This is a genomic window from Mesorhizobium sp. M0166 (assembly GCF_040322255.1).
GTDB lineage: Bacteria > Pseudomonadota > Alphaproteobacteria > Rhizobiales > Rhizobiaceae > Mesorhizobium.
The window spans coordinates 73,789-91,170 of the sequence record NZ_JAMYTD010000016.1 but is presented as its reverse complement, the minus strand read 5'-3'; the positions used below and the strand labels follow the sequence as shown (position 1 = coordinate 91,170).

The following is a 17,382-nucleotide window of genomic DNA, read 5'->3' as shown; positions in this document are numbered from 1 at the left end:
ATGGAAAGAGCCTAGCCGCTGGGGGTGTTGCCCTGTTCGGTCTTCGGCGTCTCGATCATCCAGCCGTAGATTTCGGCGACGCCCCAGGCGATAAAAGCCAGCAACAGCGCGGCGATCAGGATACGAAGGACATGCCGGCCCCGCCCCCCTTGACGGGCTTTGTTTTCAGGAATGGTTTTTGGCATTGTCTGGCTCCATATTTGGCGCCGGCAGGCATGACTAGCGGGGCGTTGGCTGGTAACGGTCCCCCGCTGCGAAAGTTCCGGCTCTGCAAGGCGGCAAACCGGCCGGTTGGCCTGACCAATCAGCGGAGCCGGCCACCGGGGGCATAGTGGACGACAATAGCCAGAACACGCCGGGCCTGCCGGCCGATATTCGCCGTGTGGTGGGCGCCGCGGACCGTCTTGCCGTGCTGCACGGCCTCGACGCGCTGGACAGGGCTGCCGACCCTGATTTCGATCGTATCGGCGGTCTTGCCGCTTCGGCGATGCAAACGCCTGTCGCACTGATCACGCTGGTCGACGCCGAGCGGCAGTGGTTCAAGTCCTGTATCGGCCTCGACGAGACCGAAACCGCAACCGAGACATCGTTCTGCGCCTATACCATCGCAGCCGGCAACGTGCCGATGGTGGTGGCCGACGCGGCTGCGGATCTGCGGTTCAAAGCCAATCCGCTGGTCACCGGCGAGCATCATATCCGCTTTTACGCAGGCGTGCCGATCGTAATCGACGGCGCGCTGATCGGCACGCTGTGCGTGCTCGACCGGAAGCCGCACGCACGTCCCTCCTCTGTCCAACTCGACCAGCTGTCGGCGCTGGCTGGCCTCGCCGCCAGCCTGTTCACGCTGAAGGATGCAACACGTAGCGCGGCGATAGCCAAGGCCGCACTGGTTCGAGAGGAAAAGCGGCGCGCTATCGCACTCGACGCGGCTTCGCTTGCCAGCTGGGCATGGGATATCCGCAGCGACATGATCGACTGCGATGTCCTGCTGTCTGAATTGTTCAACCTGCCGAAGTCGAACCGGCTGAGGGCGCGCGACATCCTGACCGCCATCGACCCGCGCGACGTTCACCAGACCGAAACACGCTTTCGCGACGCGCTGACCGGCAGCGACGATTATTTTGGCGAATACCGTGTCAAAGGCCTCGATCCGCCGCGATGGATCGCAACGCGCGGCCGCGTCATAGAGCGCGACGGCGAGGGCAAGCCGACGCTGATCTTCGGCGTCAATTACGACATCACCGAACGCAAGCTTGGCGACGAACGTCAACGACTGTTGCTGCGCGAGCTCAATCACCGCGTCAAGAACACTTTGGCAACCGTACAGGCGCTGGCGACGCAGACCGTTCGCCATGCCCGCCAGCCAAGCGAATTCCTCGAAGCCTTCGGCGCCAGGCTGCAGGCACTGGGCGTTGCGCACAGCCTGCTGTCGGACCGCGAGTGGCGCGGCATCGGCATCCGCGAGCTGGTGCAGATCGAGGTAAAGCCGTTCCAAGCCGCCGGACAATCGCGGATGGCGATCTCCGGCGCCGATGTCCTGCTCTCACCCGACCAGGCAGTCGGGCTCGGACTGATCCTGCATGAACTGGCAAGCAACGCACTGCAATACGGGTCGCTCTCGGTTTCCTCCGGAAAGGTCGATCTCGATTGGAAGGTACAAGGCGGGAAGGGTGCACGGCGTCTGTTGCTGGCCTGGCGCGAAAGCGGCGGCCCACGCGTTGCGCCGCCCGAACGCCATGGCTTCGGCTCGATCCTGATCCGCCGCAGCCTGGCCAAGGTCATTTCCAGCGAGGTGACCCACGAATTCCGGCCGGATGGCGTGGTTGCCGAAATATCGATTCCGCTCGATTTGTGACGCCAGCATTTTGCGACCGGGCGCCAGAATCGTTTGCCCCGAACTATCCCTCCGAACTATCCCGTTTGCCGGTATCCGGATCATCCGAGCCGCGCTTCACGTTCTCGCGGTAGATGGCGTAGGCAGCGAGTGCTATCGCCGGGCCGAGAATGGCGCCCAACCCGCCCTTCGCCAGGCCACCTTTGCCCTTGAGCAGCGCCGGCAGCACGGCGAGTGCCGCAGTGATGCCGATAGCCTTCATGTCGGCGTTGCGTCGCTTCGCCCGGCGCCTGGCGCGCGAGCCGGCCGATATCCGGTAAACGAGCAAGATGAGACCGGCGATTGCCAGAAAGCCGATCCCGAAGCTCAGGGAAGCTGCCATCGGCCCATAGCGGGCCACCGCCCAGATATAGGCCGCCCCGACGAGAAAGCCGAGGCCGCACAGCGCCGCGAGCGCTGCGACCGAATAGACAATCGCAGCGACGCGCGCGCGTTGCACCGCTGCAATGGTTTCGCCCGAGGCGATGCCCGAGATCAGCGATGCAAGCATTCCCATGCGTGCAGAACTAGCGGCGCGCGAGAAGCGCGAAGAGGAATCCGACGCCTGCGGCGATCGCCAGCGAAGTCACCGGCTTTTCGCGCATATGGGCTATCATCTGCGCCTCGATGTCCCTGGCGTTGCTGCGCAGGCTGTCGAAGGCCGCCTCGCCCTGGGTTCGCAACTGCTCGACGCTTTCGGCGGCGGCTCGCCTTGCAGCTCCATAGCCATGTTCGCCAGTTTTGGCCAACAGCTTGGTAAGTTGGTCGATGTCGGCCTTCAGTTGTGCGATGTCGGCCTCAATATCGGAATTCGTGCGGGCTTCGTTCGCGGCCTTTCCTGTGGCAGTCGCCATTGCTTCACTCTCCATGCTTTTTGCTCGGTCGAAACGCCCGACAGACCCCAAGGTTCCGGCACGAACCTCTTCTAACCCTATCTCCGGCAGCGCGCGTTGCAAATGCCTTGCATGGGCCGGGGCCGACGCATCCGCGCCAGCGCGTTTTTTTTAAATGACAGCATGCCAAATAACCATCATGACTTCCCCGTTTCACGATAGAGACGCGTTTGAGGAGATATTGCTGCGTGCGCCCATCGCTTGACGGTTTGCGGATTCTTATCCTGGAAGATGAGTTCCTGATTGCCATGGATATCGAGCAGCTTTGCCGCGACTACGGCGCGCTGGATGTGGTCATCGCCCGTGATCTGACCGAGATCGAACAGCAAGACATTGCCGCGCAGTTCGATGTGGCCATCGTCGACCTCATGCTGAGCGGCGTTTCGACGCTCCAATTTGCTTCGCGGCTGCGTGAAGCGGGCATCCCGTTCGTGTTCGCCTCGGGCTATTCGGATACCGACGAGATCAAGAAAACTTTTCCCGGCGTCAGGCTGGTCACCAAGCCCTATTCGGGAGACGATCTCGTTGAGGCAGTGGTAACGGCCTGCAGGCGCACGCCGCTTCGCTGAGGCGCGGAGCGGTTCGAACACGCCCGCGCTTCACGCAGCCGTCGATCCCGTTACCTGAGCCGAAATTGCGTCCGGGCCATATTCGTCTTCACCGGAGATCTTCAGGATTTCCTGCAGCCGTGTGCGGGCGCGGCTGACGCGGCTCTTGATCGTTCCGACGGCGCAGCCGCAGATCTCGGCCGCTTCCTCGTAGGAGAAGCCCGACGCGCCGATGAGGATAATGGCTTCGCGCTGGTCTTCGGGCAGCAACTCGAGCGCGCCCCGAAAGTCCTCGAGGTCAAGCTGGCCGTGCTGGGCCGGATGAACAGCAAGCCTGGCCGTCATGACGCCATCGCTGTCCTGCACCTCGCGGCCACGCTTGCGCATCTGCGAATAGAATTCGTTGCGCAAGATTGTGAACAGCCATGCCTTCAGATTGGTGCCGGGCTGGAAGCTTTCATGCTTGTCCCAGGCCTTGACCAACGTTTCCTGCACCAGGTCGTCAGCCTTGTCGGCGTTTTGCGTCAGCGACACGGCAAAAGCCCGCAGGCTCGGGATCGAGCCGAGCAAGTCGGTCTTGAAGCCCTGGGAGACGGCCGCCATGCCTCAGTCCTTCTTTTGTACAGGTTCGGCCTTTTCCAACTGGCTGAGCAGTTGGGCGAAGCGATCCGGCACATTGTCGGAGACCAGCTCGTCGTAGTATTGTTTGAGTTTGCGGCCGATTTCCGAATTCGGCCCAAGCGGGTCGCGGGAAGCAGCCCGGCGCCCGTTGCCCACGCCAGCCGTGGTAGCTTTCGTCATGTTCTTCATTTCGCCCTTTGTCCCAGCCTTGAGCCGCCCTTCAACACATAACGCACGGCAAGCGGCAGCCTCGTCTGGTTGCCCAACCCCGCCCTAAACGCCAGCCCCCATACTTAGTTCCGCATGACCGGAACTTTTTCGCGCAACCCGCGTTTCTAACTTTGGGCTTGCGAACCGTTTTTAGCTATAACATGAACATGCAATCACGTCATATGAGGGAGACGTCCGATATGAGCCTATCAGCAACCATCGCTCCGCACCTGCCGTTCCTGCGCCGCTTCTCGCGCGCCGTATCCGGATCGCAGGAGAGCGGCGACGCGTTGGTCGCCGCAATGCTCGAGGCCATCATTGCCGATGTCGATATCTTTCCGAACGCATCGAACGACCGCATCGCGCTCTACAAGGTCTTTGCCAAGCTCTTCACCTCGGTGGCCATTCGCGTTCCGCAGGAGCATGCCCAGTCGGCATGGGAACAGCGCGCCGCGGCCAATCTGAATGCAATTGCGCCTCGTCCCCGCCAAGCCTTTCTGCTGGTCGCGGTCGAAGGCTTCAGCGAAGACGAGGCGGCGGAGATTCTCGACGTCGACGAACAGGAATTCTCCGAACTCCTCGCGCAGGCGAGCAACGAGATCTCCCGTCAGGTGGCAACCGACGTGCTGATCATCGAGGATGAGCCGCTGATCGCCATGGATATCGAAGAAATGGTCGAAAGCCTCGGCCACCGCGTCGTCGGAACGGCGCGCACCCATGCCGAGGCGGTGGCGATGTTCGGCAAGGCGAGGCCAAAGATGGTGCTTGCCGATATTCAGCTCGCCGACGGCAGTTCGGGCATCGCGGCCGTCAATGAGATCCTGTCGTCGACCTCGGTGCCGGTGATCTTCATCACCGCCTTTCCCGAGCGCCTGCTCACCGGCGAGCGGCCGGAACCGGCTTTCCTCGTCACCAAGCCGTTCAATCCGCACATGGTCAAGGCGCTTATCAGCCAGGCCCTGTTTTTTGACCGGCACGCGAAAGCCGCGGCATGAAACAGCCGGCGGCCGAGCTGCCGCCGGGATAGCCGCTCCCTCGGATCAGATGGGCGTGATGCCGGCTCAACTCACTGCCAACCAACTGGGGCAATCAACTGGACCTTTTTCAGACACCGCGGCAATTCGGGCCCTGAAGATTTTCGGCATCGTCTTTTTCGGAAAATGGTGGAACAAACGGAGGCGAATCACGTTTTCACCGCAGCATTGGAAGGAGATCGATCATGCTTTACTGGGCGCTCGTATTTCTCGTCGTGGCGATTATCGCCGGTGCGCTTGGTTTCGGCGGCATCGCTGGTACCTCGGCCGGCATAGCACAGATATTGTTCTTCATCTTTCTCGCCTTCCTGATCATATCGCTTATTGCCGGCCTGATCAGACGAGCGTGAATGCCAAGCGGCCATTCGAGCGAACACTGGAAGCCGCACCCCTCAAACGGTTTCCAGCCACCGCCGGGCAGTGTCCTCCAACGGGATGCCGCTCGGCGGACCGCTTTTTAAGGCTTGATACGAGGCTCCTCCTTTTGGAACCCATTCTTCCGCGAGCCGTTCAGCCCGACATGGGTTGAGCAAATTGACCGATGCGTTCCAGAGTCGGAAAAATGAAAGACCGCGGCCAGAGTGATGAGATCATCGCTTTGCATCCCGCCGAAAGCGGGATGCAGCTTGGCCGGGCCCTTCTCCATGCACTGCACAATGCCGGGATTTCCGTCCTGTACCAGGATCGCGAGATGAAGACGGTGTGGGCGCGCAACATGCGCGCCCCATGGACTTCCGATGCCTCCGACAACAACGGCATCTTGCCGTCGGCGCAGGCCGAGCGTATCGGCGCCGCCAAGCACGACGTCATCGTCTCCGGCAATCCTCAACATCTCGAACTCAGCGTGCCGGCCGATGACGGCGCCCGCTGGTTTCAGGTGTGGATAGACGCCGACCGCAGCGAGACCGGCGCGGTGCAGGGCGTCGTGACCACCATGGTCGAAACAACCGAGCAGAAACGCCGGGAGCAGACGTTGAAGGCGCTGCTGCGCGAAGTCAGTCATCGCTCCAAGAACCTTTTGGCCATCATCCAGAGCATCGCCACCCAGACGGGCCGTTATTCCGGCAGCATTGACGATTTCCTGACGCGTTTCCGGGGCCGATTGCAGTCGCTGGCCTCCTCGCAGGATTTGGTTACGTCATCCAACTGGCGGGGAGCGTCGCTGCGCGAGCTGGTTTCCGGTCAGGTCGGCAGGTACGGCGCGGATCCCTTGCACAGCCTGCGTTTCCGCGGCGCAAATCCATATCTCAACCCCAATGCCGCCTTGCACATCGGCTTGGCCATGCATGAGCTCGCCGTCAATTCGGTCAGCTATGGCGCACTGTCGCGCAGCGACGGTTTCGTCGAGGTGACGGCCGATCTGACGGCAGCTTCCGCTGGCGAGCCTGCGCTGTCACTGACATGGGCCGAAGTGATCGGAGCCAACGACAATCAGCGCAGCGAGAAACGTTTTGGCAGCGTCGCGCTCGAACGCGTCGTGCCCACTTCATTGAATGGAACGGCGACACTTGAGATCACCGGGAACCGCCTCGAATACCGCCTTGTCGTTCCACACGGCAATTTCGAGACGGATTGAACGAACGGCGGTCGCCGCGAGAAGACATGCTGCGCATCGCCAAACCTTAACCGACTGTTCACCATAAAGTCCGATCCTGCCCGAACGTGCCGATCCGCCGGACATCGATTGAGTTTGGCACAAAATGAAAGGAATGGGCCTTGACGGCTGCCGACTTGAACAGACTGGAACAGGCCGCTCGCGTCTCGATGGGCGGTTTTCAGGATCCCGACGCGTCCGCAGCGCCCGCGCCTCGTGCTTCGCCCCTCCGCTTCGCCGCCGTCGCGCTTATGGCCGCGATCGTTCTGACCGCCGCGTCCCAACTGATCTGAATCGAACTCGCCTCTGCTTGATCGGCTTGAAACGATGCGTCCTTGGAGATTTCCAAGTTCGTGGTAGCATCGAACGGCGCACGCCCCGAAAAAGACTATCTTAATCAACAATGAAATCGTGCGGGCGAAGGCCGTACTTTCGTGCTAAATGGCGGCTGGAGCTTATTAAAGTGAGGACAAAAGTGAGGATGACTCCATGCGGAAGATGATTATTGCCATGGTTGCCGTGGTTGCGGTCAGCGGCTGCACCACCACGGAAGAGAACGTGGGTATCGGCACTGTGGGCGGCGCACTCATTGGTGGCGCTGTCGGCGGCGGCAAGGGCGCTTTGATCGGCGCCGGCGCTGGTGCGATTGGCGGTCTGCTCGTTCGCCGTCTGCAAAATGGCTACTGCCAGTACAGAGATCGTCACGGCCGGATCTACACAGCTCGCTGCAACTAGTTTCGAGCTCCAGGCGAACAGCAAACGCGGAGACAGGCCACCTGTCTCCGCGTTTGCACCTCCAAGGCGCTGTCGCGATGCGGCCCACGAGACGGCGGTTTCAGGCCGGCAGCGGAACCTTGATTTCCACGTTCAAGCCATCTTCGTGAAAATCGCGCCTGATTGTGCCACGCAATTCGCGCGTGACATTGAGATCGATCAGCCTGGTGCCAAAACCGCTCTTTGCCGGTGTCTCGAGCTTCTTCTGACCGGCCTCACGCCAGTTGAGAGCCAATGTCCGGGCGCCGCCGCGGCCTTCGAGCGACCAGTCGACCTTCAGCGCACCGACTGAATTGCCGGCTTCGCCGTGCTTCAGCGCATTCGTCGCCAGTTCGTGAAAAACGAGGCCGAGTGCCTGCGTCGTTTTTTCGTCAAGAAGAACCTCCGGTCCCGACAACAGCCCCTCAGGAAGCTCGCTGCCGAACACCTGGCCAAGCTCGATGCGCAGCAGGTCGCCGAGATCGGCTTTCTGCCAGCGTGAGCGCGTCAGCATGTCCTGGGAAGCCGCCATCGCCTGCAGCCGGGCCGAGAAAGAAGCCGAGAATTCCTGGACGTCGGTGGTGTGCGATGCTGTCTGGCGCGCGATTGCCAGCACCCGCGTGATCGAGTTCTTGATGCGATGCTTCATCTCCTGCAGCATCAGGTCTTTTTCCAGCAGGCTCTTTTCGGTCGTTTCGTGAAGCAGCGAGACCGCCTCATAGGCCCGCTCCTGATAGCGGGCCACCAGCGCGATGGCGCCCGCAAGCAGCAGTCCGAACAATCCGAGCATCACCGGGATGGCGCGCGAGGAAGGTTGCGAGAAAGCACTTGTCGGCCTGAACAGGACGACCCACGGCCGGCCGGCGACGGTGATCTTGCGGGTGACTAGCAGCCTGTCGCCGAGGCCCGAAACAGGCGGCGTTTCCGACTGGAACAGCAGGTTGTCGCTGTCCACCGTGCCGTCATAGATCTCGGTATTGACCGGCAGCAATGGTGCCCGGCTGAGCGCGGCCTGGAACAGATCACGGGCGCGGAAGGCCGCATAAAGGAAGCCGGCAGTCGAGGATCTCGACGCGTTCACGGCGTCCGGCGCGGTTTCGACATTGAGCCGGACGAAGACCAGGAACCCGGTAAAGGTCTGCGCGGCACCCGTATCCTTGCCGAGCTGCACCAGCCCGCTGGCGTGCTGCTGGTCGTCGGCCATCGCCCTTTCGATCGCCTCGCGCCGCGCCGGCCCGGTGAACATGTCGTAGCCGATGCTGGATTTGTTGGACGGATCCAGCGGTTCGAACAGCACGATGGGCGTGCGCCACGGTAAGTTCGTGTCGGGATAGATCGGATGGCTTGCGCCGTGATCGTGCAGGATGTCGCGCTCGACCGCCGCCTCGTTGCCCGTTTTCGCCAGGCGGAGGAAGCCGATGCCGCGCAGGCCGGCGAAATTATTGTTGATGTCGAGCGCGTTGAAGAAAGCCTTGAACTCGCCTTGCGAGATACCGCCATTGCGCGCGTCGAACAGCGCCCGGGTTGAGCGCAGCAGCGACAGGTCCAGGTCGATGCGGCTTTCGATCCGGTTAAGCGCGTCGTCCGCCGTCGCGTCGAATTTAATGCGGGCCGCCTCCTGGGTGGCAAAATACGCAAAACCCGCCATCGTCAGGCTGATCAGCGCGACGGCGATAAAAGCGACAGTCGGAAAAAGCTTCTTCAATGGCTGATACGTCCCGTGGACGGTTCGGCTCTTTATGGGCAAGTCCCGACGCCAACACAATGGCGAGGCCAAAGCATGGTGACGGCTGGCACATTTTGGCGGCTTGTGATTAGCCGGCTAATTCTCATTCATGCGGCAATCTTCAGGGCTCCCGGCCCCGGAATGGCGCCGGGTGGGCACTTGCCGAGGATGATCATGCCGAGCACTTCGTCCTGGGTGACGTCGGTCGTGCGCGCCGTGCCGACAACCCGACCGTTCTTCATGACGCAGACGCGGTCGGCAAGCTCGAACACGTCGTGAATATCATGGCTGATCAGGAAAATGCCGATGCCGTCGGCCTTGAGCTGCCTGACCAGTTCGCCGACCTGCGCCGTCTCCTGCGGCCCGAGTGCCGCCGTCGGCTCGTCCATGATCAGGATGCGGGCGTTGAACAGGATGGCGCGGGCGATCGCAACCGACTGCCGCTGGCCGCCTGAAAGCTTTACGACCGGCTCCTTGAAGCGTTGGAAACGCGGATTGAGCCTGCCCATCACCTTGCGCGCCTCGGCCTCCATGGCGACGTCATCGAGCGTACCCCAGCCGGTCATCAGCTCGCGGCCGAGAAACAGGTTGGCGGCCGCATCGACGTTGTCGGCCAGCGCCAGCGTCTGGTAGATCGTCTCGATGCCGTACTTCTTGGCGTCGCGGGGATTGGAGATCGAAGCCTCCTCGCCGTTGACGAAAATCTGGCCCGCATCGCGCTTGTAGGCGCCGGACAGGATTTTTATCAACGTCGACTTGCCGGCACCGTTGTGACCGAGCAAAGCCATCACTTCGCCCGGGAAAAGATCGACCGAGGCATCGTCGACGGCGCGAATGCCGCCGAAGGCGATGGAGATGTTGCGCATGTCGATCAGCGGCGTGGGAGCGGTCTTGTCTGCCATGCTTGTTCTTCCTCCCTATAGATCCTGCTTGAGCATGATCTTGTCCGACAACCGGTTTCCACCTTGCGGGATCATGCTCAGACCCGTTTGCGATAGACGGTATCGAGCCACACCGCGACCACCAGCACGGCGCCGACAACAATGCTCTGCAGCGGCGAATCGATGCCGAGCAGCACCATGCCGGATTGCAGCGACTGCATCAAAAGCGCGCCGAGCATGGCGCCGAGCACTGTGCCGGAGCCGCCGGCGAGCGACGTGCCGCCGATCACCGCCGCCGCGATGACCAGGAGTTCGTCCAGGGTCCCCAGCGCATTGGTCGACGCATTGAGGCGGGCCGAAGCAATCGCCGCGCTGATCGCGGCCAGCACGCCCATGATCATGAACACCTTCATGGTCACCCAGCGCGTGTTGATGCCGGCGAGTTCCGCCGCTTCCGGGTTGCCGCCAATGGCAAAGACATAGCGGCCGAAACGGGTGCGTTTGGTGATGAAGGTCATGACGATGCCGACTGCGACAGCGATCAGCACCGGTATGGCGATGCCATGGGCGATGAACAGCCCGCCTTCGGGAGGGTGATGCCGTTCCGCTGGGCGTACTGGCGAACGATGCCGATCGGCCAGGGATAGGAATTGGCGATCCAGACAGCGCCGAGGATGGCGGCACAGGCGACAACACCCAGCAGGGTCTCCGCCCAGACGGGGCGCAGCGGAAATTTGAACCGCTTGCGCTGCGACCGGCCGTTGAGCAGCATGAAGGCGACGCCCACACAGGCGAGAATGCCGACGATCCAGCTTGCGGTTGCGCCGATCGAGCCACGCGGCCCGCCGCCCATGAGCTGGAAGGTGGCGTCGAGCGGCGCGACGGTGCGCCCGCTCGTCATCAACCATGCCATGCCGCGCCAGACCAGCAGGCCGCCCAGCGTCACGATGAAGGCCGGAACCTCGAGATAGGCGATGATAAAGCCCTGGAACGCGCCGATCAGGAGGCCGAGCGCCACGCCGGCAGCCAGCGCGATGATCCATATCCAGGGATTTCCAAGCTGGAACTCCATGACGCGGATGAGGAATTCGGCCTGCGCCACGCCCATCACCATGCCGATCACGCCTTCGACGGAGCCGACCGAAAGATCGATGTTGCGCATCACGATGACCAGCACCATGCCGGTCGCCATGATCGCGACCGAGGAGGTCTGCACCGACAAGTTCCAGAGATTGCGCGGCGTGAGGAAAAGCCCACCCGAGAGTATGTGGATCCCGACCCAGATGACCAGCAGCGCGCCGACCATGCCGAGCATGCGCGTGTCGAGTTCGGTTGCCTTGAGAAATCGGGCAACGATGCCGAGCTCGGATTCACGCGCCCGGTCTGCCGTGCTGTCGACCGGCGTGTTGGAAGTCGTGTCGGTCATCATGTTTCTCCCGCCGGGTTGCCGTCTGCCGCGGATGCCGGAAGCAGCCTAGAAGTTATCCGCCGGAAGCGGAAAAACAACTCTTGTTGAAAAAACGCCGCGGCGAGCGGCCGCGGCGTTCGGACGTCTCGGAAACGTCGGCTCAGTTGCAGACTGCAACAGTGCCCGCCGCCACGCCGGCGCAGACCTCTTCTTTCTTGATCCAGCCGGCGTCGATGACGACGTTGAGGTTATCCTTGGTGATGGCGACCGGGGTCAGGAACAGCGACTTGACGGTATTGCCGCCGGGCGTGGTGAAATCCTTCACGCCGGCAATGTCGGTCATCTGCTTGCCGTCGGCCAGTTGCGAGGCGATCTCGGCGGCGTTCTTGCCGAGCTCGCGCGCATCCTTCCACACCGACACAGTCTGTGTGCCGAGCGCGATGCGGTTCAGCGCGGCGTGGTCGCCGTCCTGGCCCGAGACCGGAACAGATCCAGCCAACCCTTGCGCCGTCAATGCTGCGACGACGCCGCCGGCAGTACCGTCATTGGCCGCGACCACTGCATCGACCTTGTTGTCGTTCGCCGTCAGGAACTGTTCCATGTTTTTCTGGGCGTTGGCCGGCAGCCAGCCGTCGGTATAGGCCTCGCCGACATTCTTGATCTTGCCCCTGTCGATAGCGTCCTTCAGCACTTCCATCGAACCGGCAAACAGGAAATCGGCATTCGGATCGGCACCCGAGCCCTTGATGAAGACGTAGTTGCCTTCCGGCTTCACCTTGAACACTTCGCGGGCCTGCATGCGGCCGACTTCCTTGTTGTCAAAGGTCAGGTAAAAGACGTCCTTGTTCTCGATCAGCCGGTCGTAGCCGACAACCGGAATACCTTCGTCCAGCGCCTTCTGCACGGCCGGCCCGATGGCCGAGGCGTCCTGCGCAAGGATGATCAGTGCGTTGGCGCCCTGCGAGATCAGGCTCTCGACGTCGGTGAGCTGCTTGCCGGGGTTGGACTGCGCGTCGGCGGAAATATACTTGTCGCCGGCGGCCTCGATGGCCGCCTTCATTGCGGCCTCGTCGGTCTTCCAGCGCTCTTCCTGGAAGTTCGACCAGGAAACGCCGATGACCTTGTCTTTAGCCTGCGCCACCGACGCCAGCGCCAGCGTCATGGCGACACCCGCCAGAATGGCGGTCGTGAATTTCTTCATCATATCCTCCCTGCGCCGCGTACGGCGTGACCAATTGGCTCAAAGACCAGCTTAGAAGCTCTAATTTTTTCGAGCCTCGAAAAAATACTGGCCCGATCTCCGGCTGCTGTCAACATCGATTCTGATGGATTTTGATGACTTTGCGAGTTTTTTCGAGCGTCGGAATAAACGATGACAGCGCCACCCGCATCTGACACTATTTGCCTGCATCCGACACTGTTTGTCGGACATTACCGACGGCTTCCGGTTCATGAGCGGCCGCGGCAACCGGGAGGAAAGCAAAACGATGTCGGTCGGAATCCGCCATGACGATTTGCGCCGGCGCAACCGGGCGATGGTGATCTCGGCGGTGCGCCGGGCCGGCCAGCCATCGCGTACTGAGATCGCAGCAACCACCGGCCTCAGCCATTCGACCATATCGGCGATCTCCTCCGACCTGATACGGGAAGGCATCCTCGCCGAGAGCAAGGCAAGCGAGCCCGTTTCGTTGAAACGCGGTCGTCCGCAGGTCGGCCTCGCCCTCAACCCGGAAGCTGCGGCGGTGTTGACCGTGGTGTTGTCGCTGAATTTCCTGTCGGCCGCCATTATCGACTATGCGGGACAGGTGGTCGCCGAGGAACAGCGCCGGCTGGACACGCTGACCATGCCGCGCGACGAACTGATCCGCGAATGCATGGCCATCGTCCGGCGCCGACTTGAGGATCCAGACCTTGACGTCCGCAGTGTCGCCCGCATCGCCCTAGCTATCCAGGGCATTACCGACTCCCCTGCACGCGCCATGCTGTGGTCGCCGATCACGCCGCAGACCGACATTGCCTTTGCCGACATGCTGGAGGACGAATTCGGCATCCCGGCAACGGTGGAGAACGACTGCAATATGATGGCGGTGGCTCTGCGCTGGCGCAAGCCGGACCGCCATCGCGACGACTTCATCGCCATCCTGCTTTCGCATGGCATCGGCATGGGGCTAGTGTTGAAGGGCGAGCTGTTCACCGGCACGCATTCCTCGGGCGGCGAGTTTGGCCACATGATCCATCGTCCAGGCGGCGCGCTCTGCCGTTGCGGACGACGCGGCTGCATCGAGGCCTATGCCGGCAACTACGCCATCTGGCGCAACGCCAGGCAGATGAGCGAAGACAGCGAACCGGTCGCCGACGTCAGCGACGCCGACATGCGCGCCCTGGCGGCCCGGGCGCGCGAGAAAGATGGGCCGGAACGCGAGGCCTACTGCAAGGCCGGCGAAGCGCTGGGTTTCGGTCTCGGCTCGCTGTTCGCGCTGATCGATCCGGCACCGGTCGCGATGGTCGGCGCCAGTGCCGCCGCCTTCGATCTGATCGAGCCGGCCTTGCGCAAGGCAATCGCACAGACCGCCGGCGGCCAGCATTCCGGCTCGATCTCTTTCGACACTGAGCCGAACGAATTGCCGCTGATCCGCGAAGGCTGCGCGATGCGGGCGTTAAGCTTCGTCGACCAGGAGATTTTCGCGCCGGGCGCGCAAATGAGGCCCGGCGTCCGAAAGAACGTCGCCTGACCAGGCGGATCAATCTTCCCTGATCGCATAACCGGCACCGCGGATGGTGCGGATGACATCCGGCATGCGGCCGTTATTGACGGCTTTGCGCAGCCGGCCGACATGGACGTCCACTGTGCGTTCGTCGATGTAGATCGTCTCGCCCCAGACATTATCGAGCAACTGGCTGCGCGAGAAGACGCGGCCCGGATGCCGCATCATAAACTCCAGCAGCCGGAATTCGGTCGGTCCGAGCCTGATCTCGCTCTTCTTGCGATAGACCCTGTGCGATTCGCGATCGAGCACGATGTCGCCGACCTTCAGCACGCTGGACAGCACTTCCGGCTTGGCGCGGCGCAGCAGCGCCTTGACCCTGGCCATGAATTCCGGTGTAGAAAACGGTTTGACCAGATAGTCGTCGGCGCCGGTCGAAAGACCGCGCACCCGGTCGCTCTCCTCGCCGCGCGCGGTCAGCATGATGATCGGCAGCCGCTCGGTTTCGGGGCGCACCCGCAACCGGCGGCAGAGCTCGATGCCGGAAACCGCTGGTATCATCCAGTCGAGCACCAGAAGGTCGGGCACATTCTCCTGCAAACGGATCTCGGCTTCGTCGCCGCGTGTCACCACCTCGACCTGGTAGCCTTCGGATTCGAGATTGTAGCGGAGCAGCACACCCAACGGCTCCTCGTCCTCCACCACCATTACTCGTGGTGCGATCATCAGCTGGGCACCCCCATCATGTCACCGGCGCGGACATTGTCGTTTCGTCCTGCTTCGGACGATTGACCGGCAATTGCTCGCCGGTCAGCACATAATACGCATTTTCGGCGATGTTGGTGACATGGTCGCCGATCCGCTCCAGATTCTTGGCGCAGAACAGCAGGTGCGTGCAAGCGGTGATGTTGCGCGGATCTTCCATCATGTAGGTCAATAGCTCGCGGAACACGGACGTGTATTTGACGTCAATGCGCTCGTCGGCGGCACGCAGCTTGGCCAACGCGGCCGCATCGCCTGCAGCATACTCCTCGATGACGCCCTGCACCTGGATGAGCACCAGCTGCGCCATCGCGTCGATGGAATGCGACAAGTCGCGCGGCGTGACGCTGAGGCCGACCGCACTCACACGCTTGGCGATATTCTTGGCAAGGTCGCCGATGCGTTCGAGGTCGCCGGCCATGCGGATCGCTCCGACCACATGGCGAAGATCGTGGGCCATCGGCTGGCGTTTGGCGATCAGGGTGATGGCGCGGTCGTCCAGTTCGCGTTGACGCGCATCCATGATGGCGTCGTCGGAAACGACGCGTTGCGCCAACACGTTGTCGGAATTCAACAGGGCCTTGGTCGCCCCGCCGACCATCGAACCGGCGAGGTCGGCCATGTCGCGGATCAGCTTGCTGATCTGCTCGAGATCCTCGTCGAAAGAAGCGACTGTGTGTTCGCCCATGGTCCTGTCCTCATATGCATGATCGGAACGGCTCAGCCGAAGCGGCCGGTGATATAATCCTGCGTGCGCTTCTCGCGGGGCGACGTGAAGATCTTCTCGGTCCGGTCGAACTCGACCAGTTCACCGAGATACATGAAGGCGGTCTGGCGCGACACGCGCGCCGCCTGCTGCATGTTGTGGGTGACGATGACGATCGTGTAGTCGGCTTGCAATTCGTCGATCAGTTCCTCGATCTTGGCGGTCGACAATGGGTCGAGTGCGGACGCCGGTTCGTCGAGCAGAATGACTTCCGGCTTCACGGCCACGGTGCGGGCGATACAGAGCCGCTGCTGCTGGCCGCCGGACAGGCTCAAGCCGCTGGCGTTGAGTTTGTCCTTGACCTCGCTCCACAGCGCGGCGCGCTTCAACGCCTGTTCGACGCGGCCGTCCATCTCGGACTTGCCGAGGTTTTCGTAGAGCCTGACGCCGAAGGCGATGTTCTCGTAGATCGACATCGGGAACGGCGTCGGCTTCTGGAACACCATGCCGATCTTGGTCCTGAGGAGGTTGAGATCCTGCGACCGGTCGAGAATGTTTTTGCCGTCGAGCAGCACCTGGCCCTCGGCTGTCTGTTTCGGGTAGAGCTCATAGATGCGGTTGAACACACGCAGCAGCGTCGATTTCCCGCAGCCCGAAGGCCCAATGAAGGCCGTGACGCTGCGCTCGGGCAGCGACAGGCTGATGTCCTTTAGCGCCTTGCTCTGGCCGTAGTAGAAGTTGAGGTTCTTGACCTCGATCTTCGTCTTCTCGGCGACCGTTTCGGTCATCGTCATGTCCGGGGACAACATCTGTGTCATCTGTCCTCTCTGCGTCCGGTAAGGCTGCGGGCGAGGATGCTCAAGCCCAGAACCGTCAGGGTGATTATGAGTGCGCCGGTCCACGCCAGTTGCTGCCATTCCTCGTAAGGGCTGAGAGCGAACTGGAAGATGGTCACCGGCAGGCTGGCCATCGGCGCGTTGATATTGCTGCTCCAGAACTGGTTGTTGAGCGCGGTGAAGAGCAGCGGCGCCGTCTCGCCGGAAATGCGCGCTATCGCCAGCAATATGCCGGTGACGATGCCGGATAATGCGGCGCGGTAGGCGACCGAACGGATCACCACCCAGCGCGGCGCGCCGATCGCGGCACCGGCTTCACGTAATGCGTTCGGCACCAGGTTGAGCATGTCTTCGGTGGTGCGCACGACCACCGGAATGACCAGGATGGCAAGCGCAACGGCGCCGGCAATGGCCGAGAAATGCCCCATTGGCCGCACCATCAACTCATAGACGAACAAGCCGATGATGATCGACGGCGCCGACAACAGGATGTCGTTGATGAAGCGGACGACGGTGGTGATGCGCGAGAAACGTCCATATTCGGCCATGTAGGTTCCCGCCAGCACGCCGATCGGCGTGCCGACGACAACAGCGATGATCGTCATCAGCAGGCTTCCCGCAATGGCATTGAGCAGGCCGCCGGCCTCGCCCGGTGGTGGCGTCATCTCGGTGAAGACCGCAAGCGAAAGCCCGGCCGTGCCCTTATAGACCAGCGCGCCGAGGATGAGCGCCAGCCAGGCAAGCCCGATGCCGGCGGCGACGACGCAAAGCGCCATCATCACCGAATTCCTGGCTTTGCGGCGGCTGTGGAGCGATGAGGATGTCGACATCG

General features: G+C 62.1%; 20 protein-coding genes and 1 pseudogene. 8 read left to right on the top strand and 13 right to left on the bottom strand.

From position 1 onward, the window contains the following. Positions 1-11: 11 nt before the first annotated feature. Positions 12-185, bottom strand: coding sequence for a hypothetical protein (locus NKJ46_RS18730; RefSeq protein ID WP_352666371.1), 174 nt, complete (start codon positions 183-185; stop codon positions 12-14). A 146-nt stretch (positions 186-331) separates the two neighbouring features. Here NKJ46_RS18730 and NKJ46_RS18725 point away from each other — a divergent pair, with 146 nt between their 5' ends. Further along, on the top strand, positions 332-1,855 hold the full coding sequence (locus tag NKJ46_RS18725; RefSeq protein WP_352666369.1) for a sensor histidine kinase: 1,524 nt from the start codon (positions 332-334) through the stop codon (positions 1,853-1,855). Between the two features lie 43 nt (positions 1,856-1,898). On the opposite strand, the gene NKJ46_RS18720 is transcribed toward NKJ46_RS18725, so the two are convergent. Both NKJ46_RS18720 and NKJ46_RS18715 read right to left on the bottom strand, forming a co-directional pair. Continuing rightward, entirely contained in the window at positions 1,899-2,390 is a 492-nt protein-coding gene (locus tag NKJ46_RS18720) for a hypothetical protein (protein ID WP_352666367.1), read from the bottom strand. 10 nt (positions 2,391-2,400) lie between these two features. After that, positions 2,401-2,727 carry an ElaB/YgaM/YqjD family protein gene (locus tag NKJ46_RS18715; RefSeq protein ID WP_352666437.1) on the bottom strand — a complete coding sequence of 109 codons (327 nt, stop codon included), beginning with the start codon at positions 2,725-2,727 and terminating at the stop codon, positions 2,401-2,403. A gap of 287 nt (positions 2,728-3,014) precedes the next feature. Here NKJ46_RS18715 and NKJ46_RS18710 point away from each other — a divergent pair, with 287 nt between their 5' ends. Further along, entirely contained in the window at positions 3,015-3,335 is a 321-nt protein-coding gene (locus tag NKJ46_RS18710) for a response regulator (RefSeq protein ID WP_502903417.1), read from the top strand. Between the two features lie 30 nt (positions 3,336-3,365). Here the strand turns inward: NKJ46_RS18710 and NKJ46_RS18705 are convergent, their stop codons facing one another. After that, complete coding sequence (locus tag NKJ46_RS18705; protein WP_023678544.1) at positions 3,366-3,917, bottom strand: sigma-70 family RNA polymerase sigma factor; 552 nt, start codon at positions 3,915-3,917, stop codon at positions 3,366-3,368. A 3-nt stretch (positions 3,918-3,920) separates the two neighbouring features. Further along, positions 3,921-4,124, bottom strand: a complete 204-nt coding sequence (locus NKJ46_RS18700) for a NepR family anti-sigma factor (RefSeq protein WP_023720919.1) — start codon at positions 4,122-4,124, stop codon at positions 3,921-3,923. A gap of 221 nt (positions 4,125-4,345) precedes the next feature. Between NKJ46_RS18700 and NKJ46_RS18695 the strand changes: the two genes are divergently transcribed. The 5 genes from NKJ46_RS18695 to NKJ46_RS18675 all read left to right on the top strand — a co-directional run bounded on the left by NKJ46_RS18695 (position 4,346) and on the right by NKJ46_RS18675 (position 7,508). Beyond that, positions 4,346-5,140, top strand: coding sequence for a response regulator (locus NKJ46_RS18695; RefSeq protein WP_352666364.1), 795 nt, complete (start codon positions 4,346-4,348; stop codon positions 5,138-5,140). A 224-nt stretch (positions 5,141-5,364) separates the two neighbouring features. Continuing rightward, positions 5,365-5,529 carry a DUF1328 domain-containing protein gene (locus tag NKJ46_RS18690; RefSeq protein WP_023678541.1) on the top strand — a complete coding sequence of 55 codons (165 nt, stop codon included), beginning with the start codon at positions 5,365-5,367 and terminating at the stop codon, positions 5,527-5,529. Between the two features lie 191 nt (positions 5,530-5,720). After that, positions 5,721-6,755, top strand: coding sequence for a sensor histidine kinase (locus NKJ46_RS18685; protein WP_352666362.1), 1,035 nt, complete (start codon positions 5,721-5,723; stop codon positions 6,753-6,755). Positions 6,756-6,895: 140 nt separating this feature from the next. Further along, positions 6,896-7,066: a hypothetical protein gene (locus NKJ46_RS18680; protein WP_023678539.1), complete on the top strand. Its 171-nt coding sequence runs from the start codon at positions 6,896-6,898 to the stop codon at positions 7,064-7,066. 196 nt (positions 7,067-7,262) lie between these two features. Continuing rightward, the gene (locus NKJ46_RS18675; protein WP_006328050.1) at positions 7,263-7,508 is read left to right on the top strand and encodes a YMGG-like glycine zipper-containing protein; all 246 of its coding nucleotides are present in this window, start codon (positions 7,263-7,265) and stop codon (positions 7,506-7,508) included. Between the two features lie 100 nt (positions 7,509-7,608). On the opposite strand, the gene NKJ46_RS18670 is transcribed toward NKJ46_RS18675, so the two are convergent. The 4 genes and pseudogenes from NKJ46_RS18670 to xylF form a co-directional block, all read right to left on the bottom strand. Continuing rightward, positions 7,609-9,231 (bottom strand): CHASE domain-containing protein, encoded by a 1,623-nt coding sequence (locus tag NKJ46_RS18670; protein WP_352666360.1) that lies wholly within the window; start codon positions 9,229-9,231, stop codon positions 7,609-7,611. A gap of 128 nt (positions 9,232-9,359) precedes the next feature. Then, on the bottom strand, positions 9,360-10,154 hold the full coding sequence (locus NKJ46_RS18665; protein ID WP_292655543.1) for an ATP-binding cassette domain-containing protein: 795 nt from the start codon (positions 10,152-10,154) through the stop codon (positions 9,360-9,362). Between the two features lie 77 nt (positions 10,155-10,231). Then, positions 10,232-11,559, bottom strand: a pseudogene (locus NKJ46_RS18660) (sugar ABC transporter permease). A gap of 142 nt (positions 11,560-11,701) precedes the next feature. Beyond that, the gene (gene xylF, locus NKJ46_RS18655) at positions 11,702-12,742 is read right to left on the bottom strand and encodes a D-xylose ABC transporter substrate-binding protein (protein ID WP_352666358.1); all 1,041 of its coding nucleotides are present in this window, start codon (positions 12,740-12,742) and stop codon (positions 11,702-11,704) included. Between the two features lie 286 nt (positions 12,743-13,028). Between xylF and NKJ46_RS18650 the strand changes: the two genes are divergently transcribed. Then, positions 13,029-14,273: an ROK family protein gene (locus NKJ46_RS18650; RefSeq protein WP_352666356.1), complete on the top strand. Its 1,245-nt coding sequence runs from the start codon at positions 13,029-13,031 to the stop codon at positions 14,271-14,273. 9 nt (positions 14,274-14,282) lie between these two features. Here the strand turns inward: NKJ46_RS18650 and phoB are convergent, their stop codons facing one another. From phoB to pstA, 4 genes are read right to left on the bottom strand one after another with little or no spacing between them, the layout of a single operon-like run. Further along, positions 14,283-14,972, bottom strand: a complete 690-nt coding sequence (phoB, locus tag NKJ46_RS18645) for a phosphate regulon transcriptional regulator PhoB (protein WP_352666354.1) — start codon at positions 14,970-14,972, stop codon at positions 14,283-14,285. Between the two features lie 16 nt (positions 14,973-14,988). Beyond that, entirely contained in the window at positions 14,989-15,696 is a 708-nt protein-coding gene (gene phoU / locus NKJ46_RS18640) for a phosphate signaling complex protein PhoU (RefSeq protein WP_254816572.1), read from the bottom strand. A gap of 32 nt (positions 15,697-15,728) precedes the next feature. Then, on the bottom strand, positions 15,729-16,532 hold the full coding sequence (pstB, locus tag NKJ46_RS18635) for a phosphate ABC transporter ATP-binding protein PstB (protein ID WP_292655560.1): 804 nt from the start codon (positions 16,530-16,532) through the stop codon (positions 15,729-15,731). Beyond that, a complete protein-coding gene (gene pstA, locus NKJ46_RS18630) occupies positions 16,529-17,380 on the bottom strand; it encodes a phosphate ABC transporter permease PstA (protein WP_023678532.1) in 852 nt (283 codons plus the stop codon). Before pstA ends, pstB begins: the two co-directional genes overlap by 4 nt. Between the last annotated feature and the right edge of the window lie 2 nt (positions 17,381-17,382).

Excerpts from the sequence above, each read along its gene's own strand:
- NKJ46_RS18720 (WP_352666367.1), bottom strand. The coding sequence starts at position 2,390 with ATGGGAATGCTTGCATCGCTGATCTCGGGCATCGCCTCGGGCGAAACC.
- NKJ46_RS18715 (WP_352666437.1), bottom strand. The coding sequence starts at position 2,727 with ATGGCGACTGCCACAGGAAAGGCCGCGAACGAAGCCCGCACGAATTCC.
- NKJ46_RS18710 (WP_502903417.1), top strand. The coding sequence starts at position 3,015 with ATGGATATCGAGCAGCTTTGCCGCGACTACGGCGCGCTGGATGTGGTC.
- NKJ46_RS18730 (WP_352666371.1), bottom strand. The coding sequence starts at position 185 with ATGCCAAAAACCATTCCTGAAAACAAAGCCCGTCAAGGGGGGCGGGGC.
- NKJ46_RS18650 (WP_352666356.1), top strand. The coding sequence starts at position 13,029 with ATGTCGGTCGGAATCCGCCATGACGATTTGCGCCGGCGCAACCGGGCG.
- NKJ46_RS18685 (WP_352666362.1), top strand. The coding sequence starts at position 5,721 with ATGCGTTCCAGAGTCGGAAAAATGAAAGACCGCGGCCAGAGTGATGAG.
- pstB (WP_292655560.1), bottom strand. The coding sequence starts at position 16,532 with ATGACACAGATGTTGTCCCCGGACATGACGATGACCGAAACGGTCGCC.
- NKJ46_RS18695 (WP_352666364.1), top strand. The coding sequence starts at position 4,346 with ATGAGCCTATCAGCAACCATCGCTCCGCACCTGCCGTTCCTGCGCCGC.
- phoU (WP_254816572.1), bottom strand. The coding sequence starts at position 15,696 with ATGGGCGAACACACAGTCGCTTCTTTCGACGAGGATCTCGAGCAGATC.
- NKJ46_RS18675 (WP_006328050.1), top strand. The coding sequence starts at position 7,263 with ATGCGGAAGATGATTATTGCCATGGTTGCCGTGGTTGCGGTCAGCGGC.
- pstA (WP_023678532.1), bottom strand. The coding sequence starts at position 17,380 with ATGTCGACATCCTCATCGCTCCACAGCCGCCGCAAAGCCAGGAATTCG.
- NKJ46_RS18700 (WP_023720919.1), bottom strand. The coding sequence starts at position 4,124 with ATGAAGAACATGACGAAAGCTACCACGGCTGGCGTGGGCAACGGGCGC.
- xylF (WP_352666358.1), bottom strand. The coding sequence starts at position 12,742 with ATGAAGAAATTCACGACCGCCATTCTGGCGGGTGTCGCCATGACGCTG.
- NKJ46_RS18705 (WP_023678544.1), bottom strand. The coding sequence starts at position 3,917 with ATGGCGGCCGTCTCCCAGGGCTTCAAGACCGACTTGCTCGGCTCGATC.
- NKJ46_RS18665 (WP_292655543.1), bottom strand. The coding sequence starts at position 10,154 with ATGGCAGACAAGACCGCTCCCACGCCGCTGATCGACATGCGCAACATC.
- NKJ46_RS18690 (WP_023678541.1), top strand. The coding sequence starts at position 5,365 with ATGCTTTACTGGGCGCTCGTATTTCTCGTCGTGGCGATTATCGCCGGT.
- phoB (WP_352666354.1), bottom strand. The coding sequence starts at position 14,972 with ATGATCGCACCACGAGTAATGGTGGTGGAGGACGAGGAGCCGTTGGGT.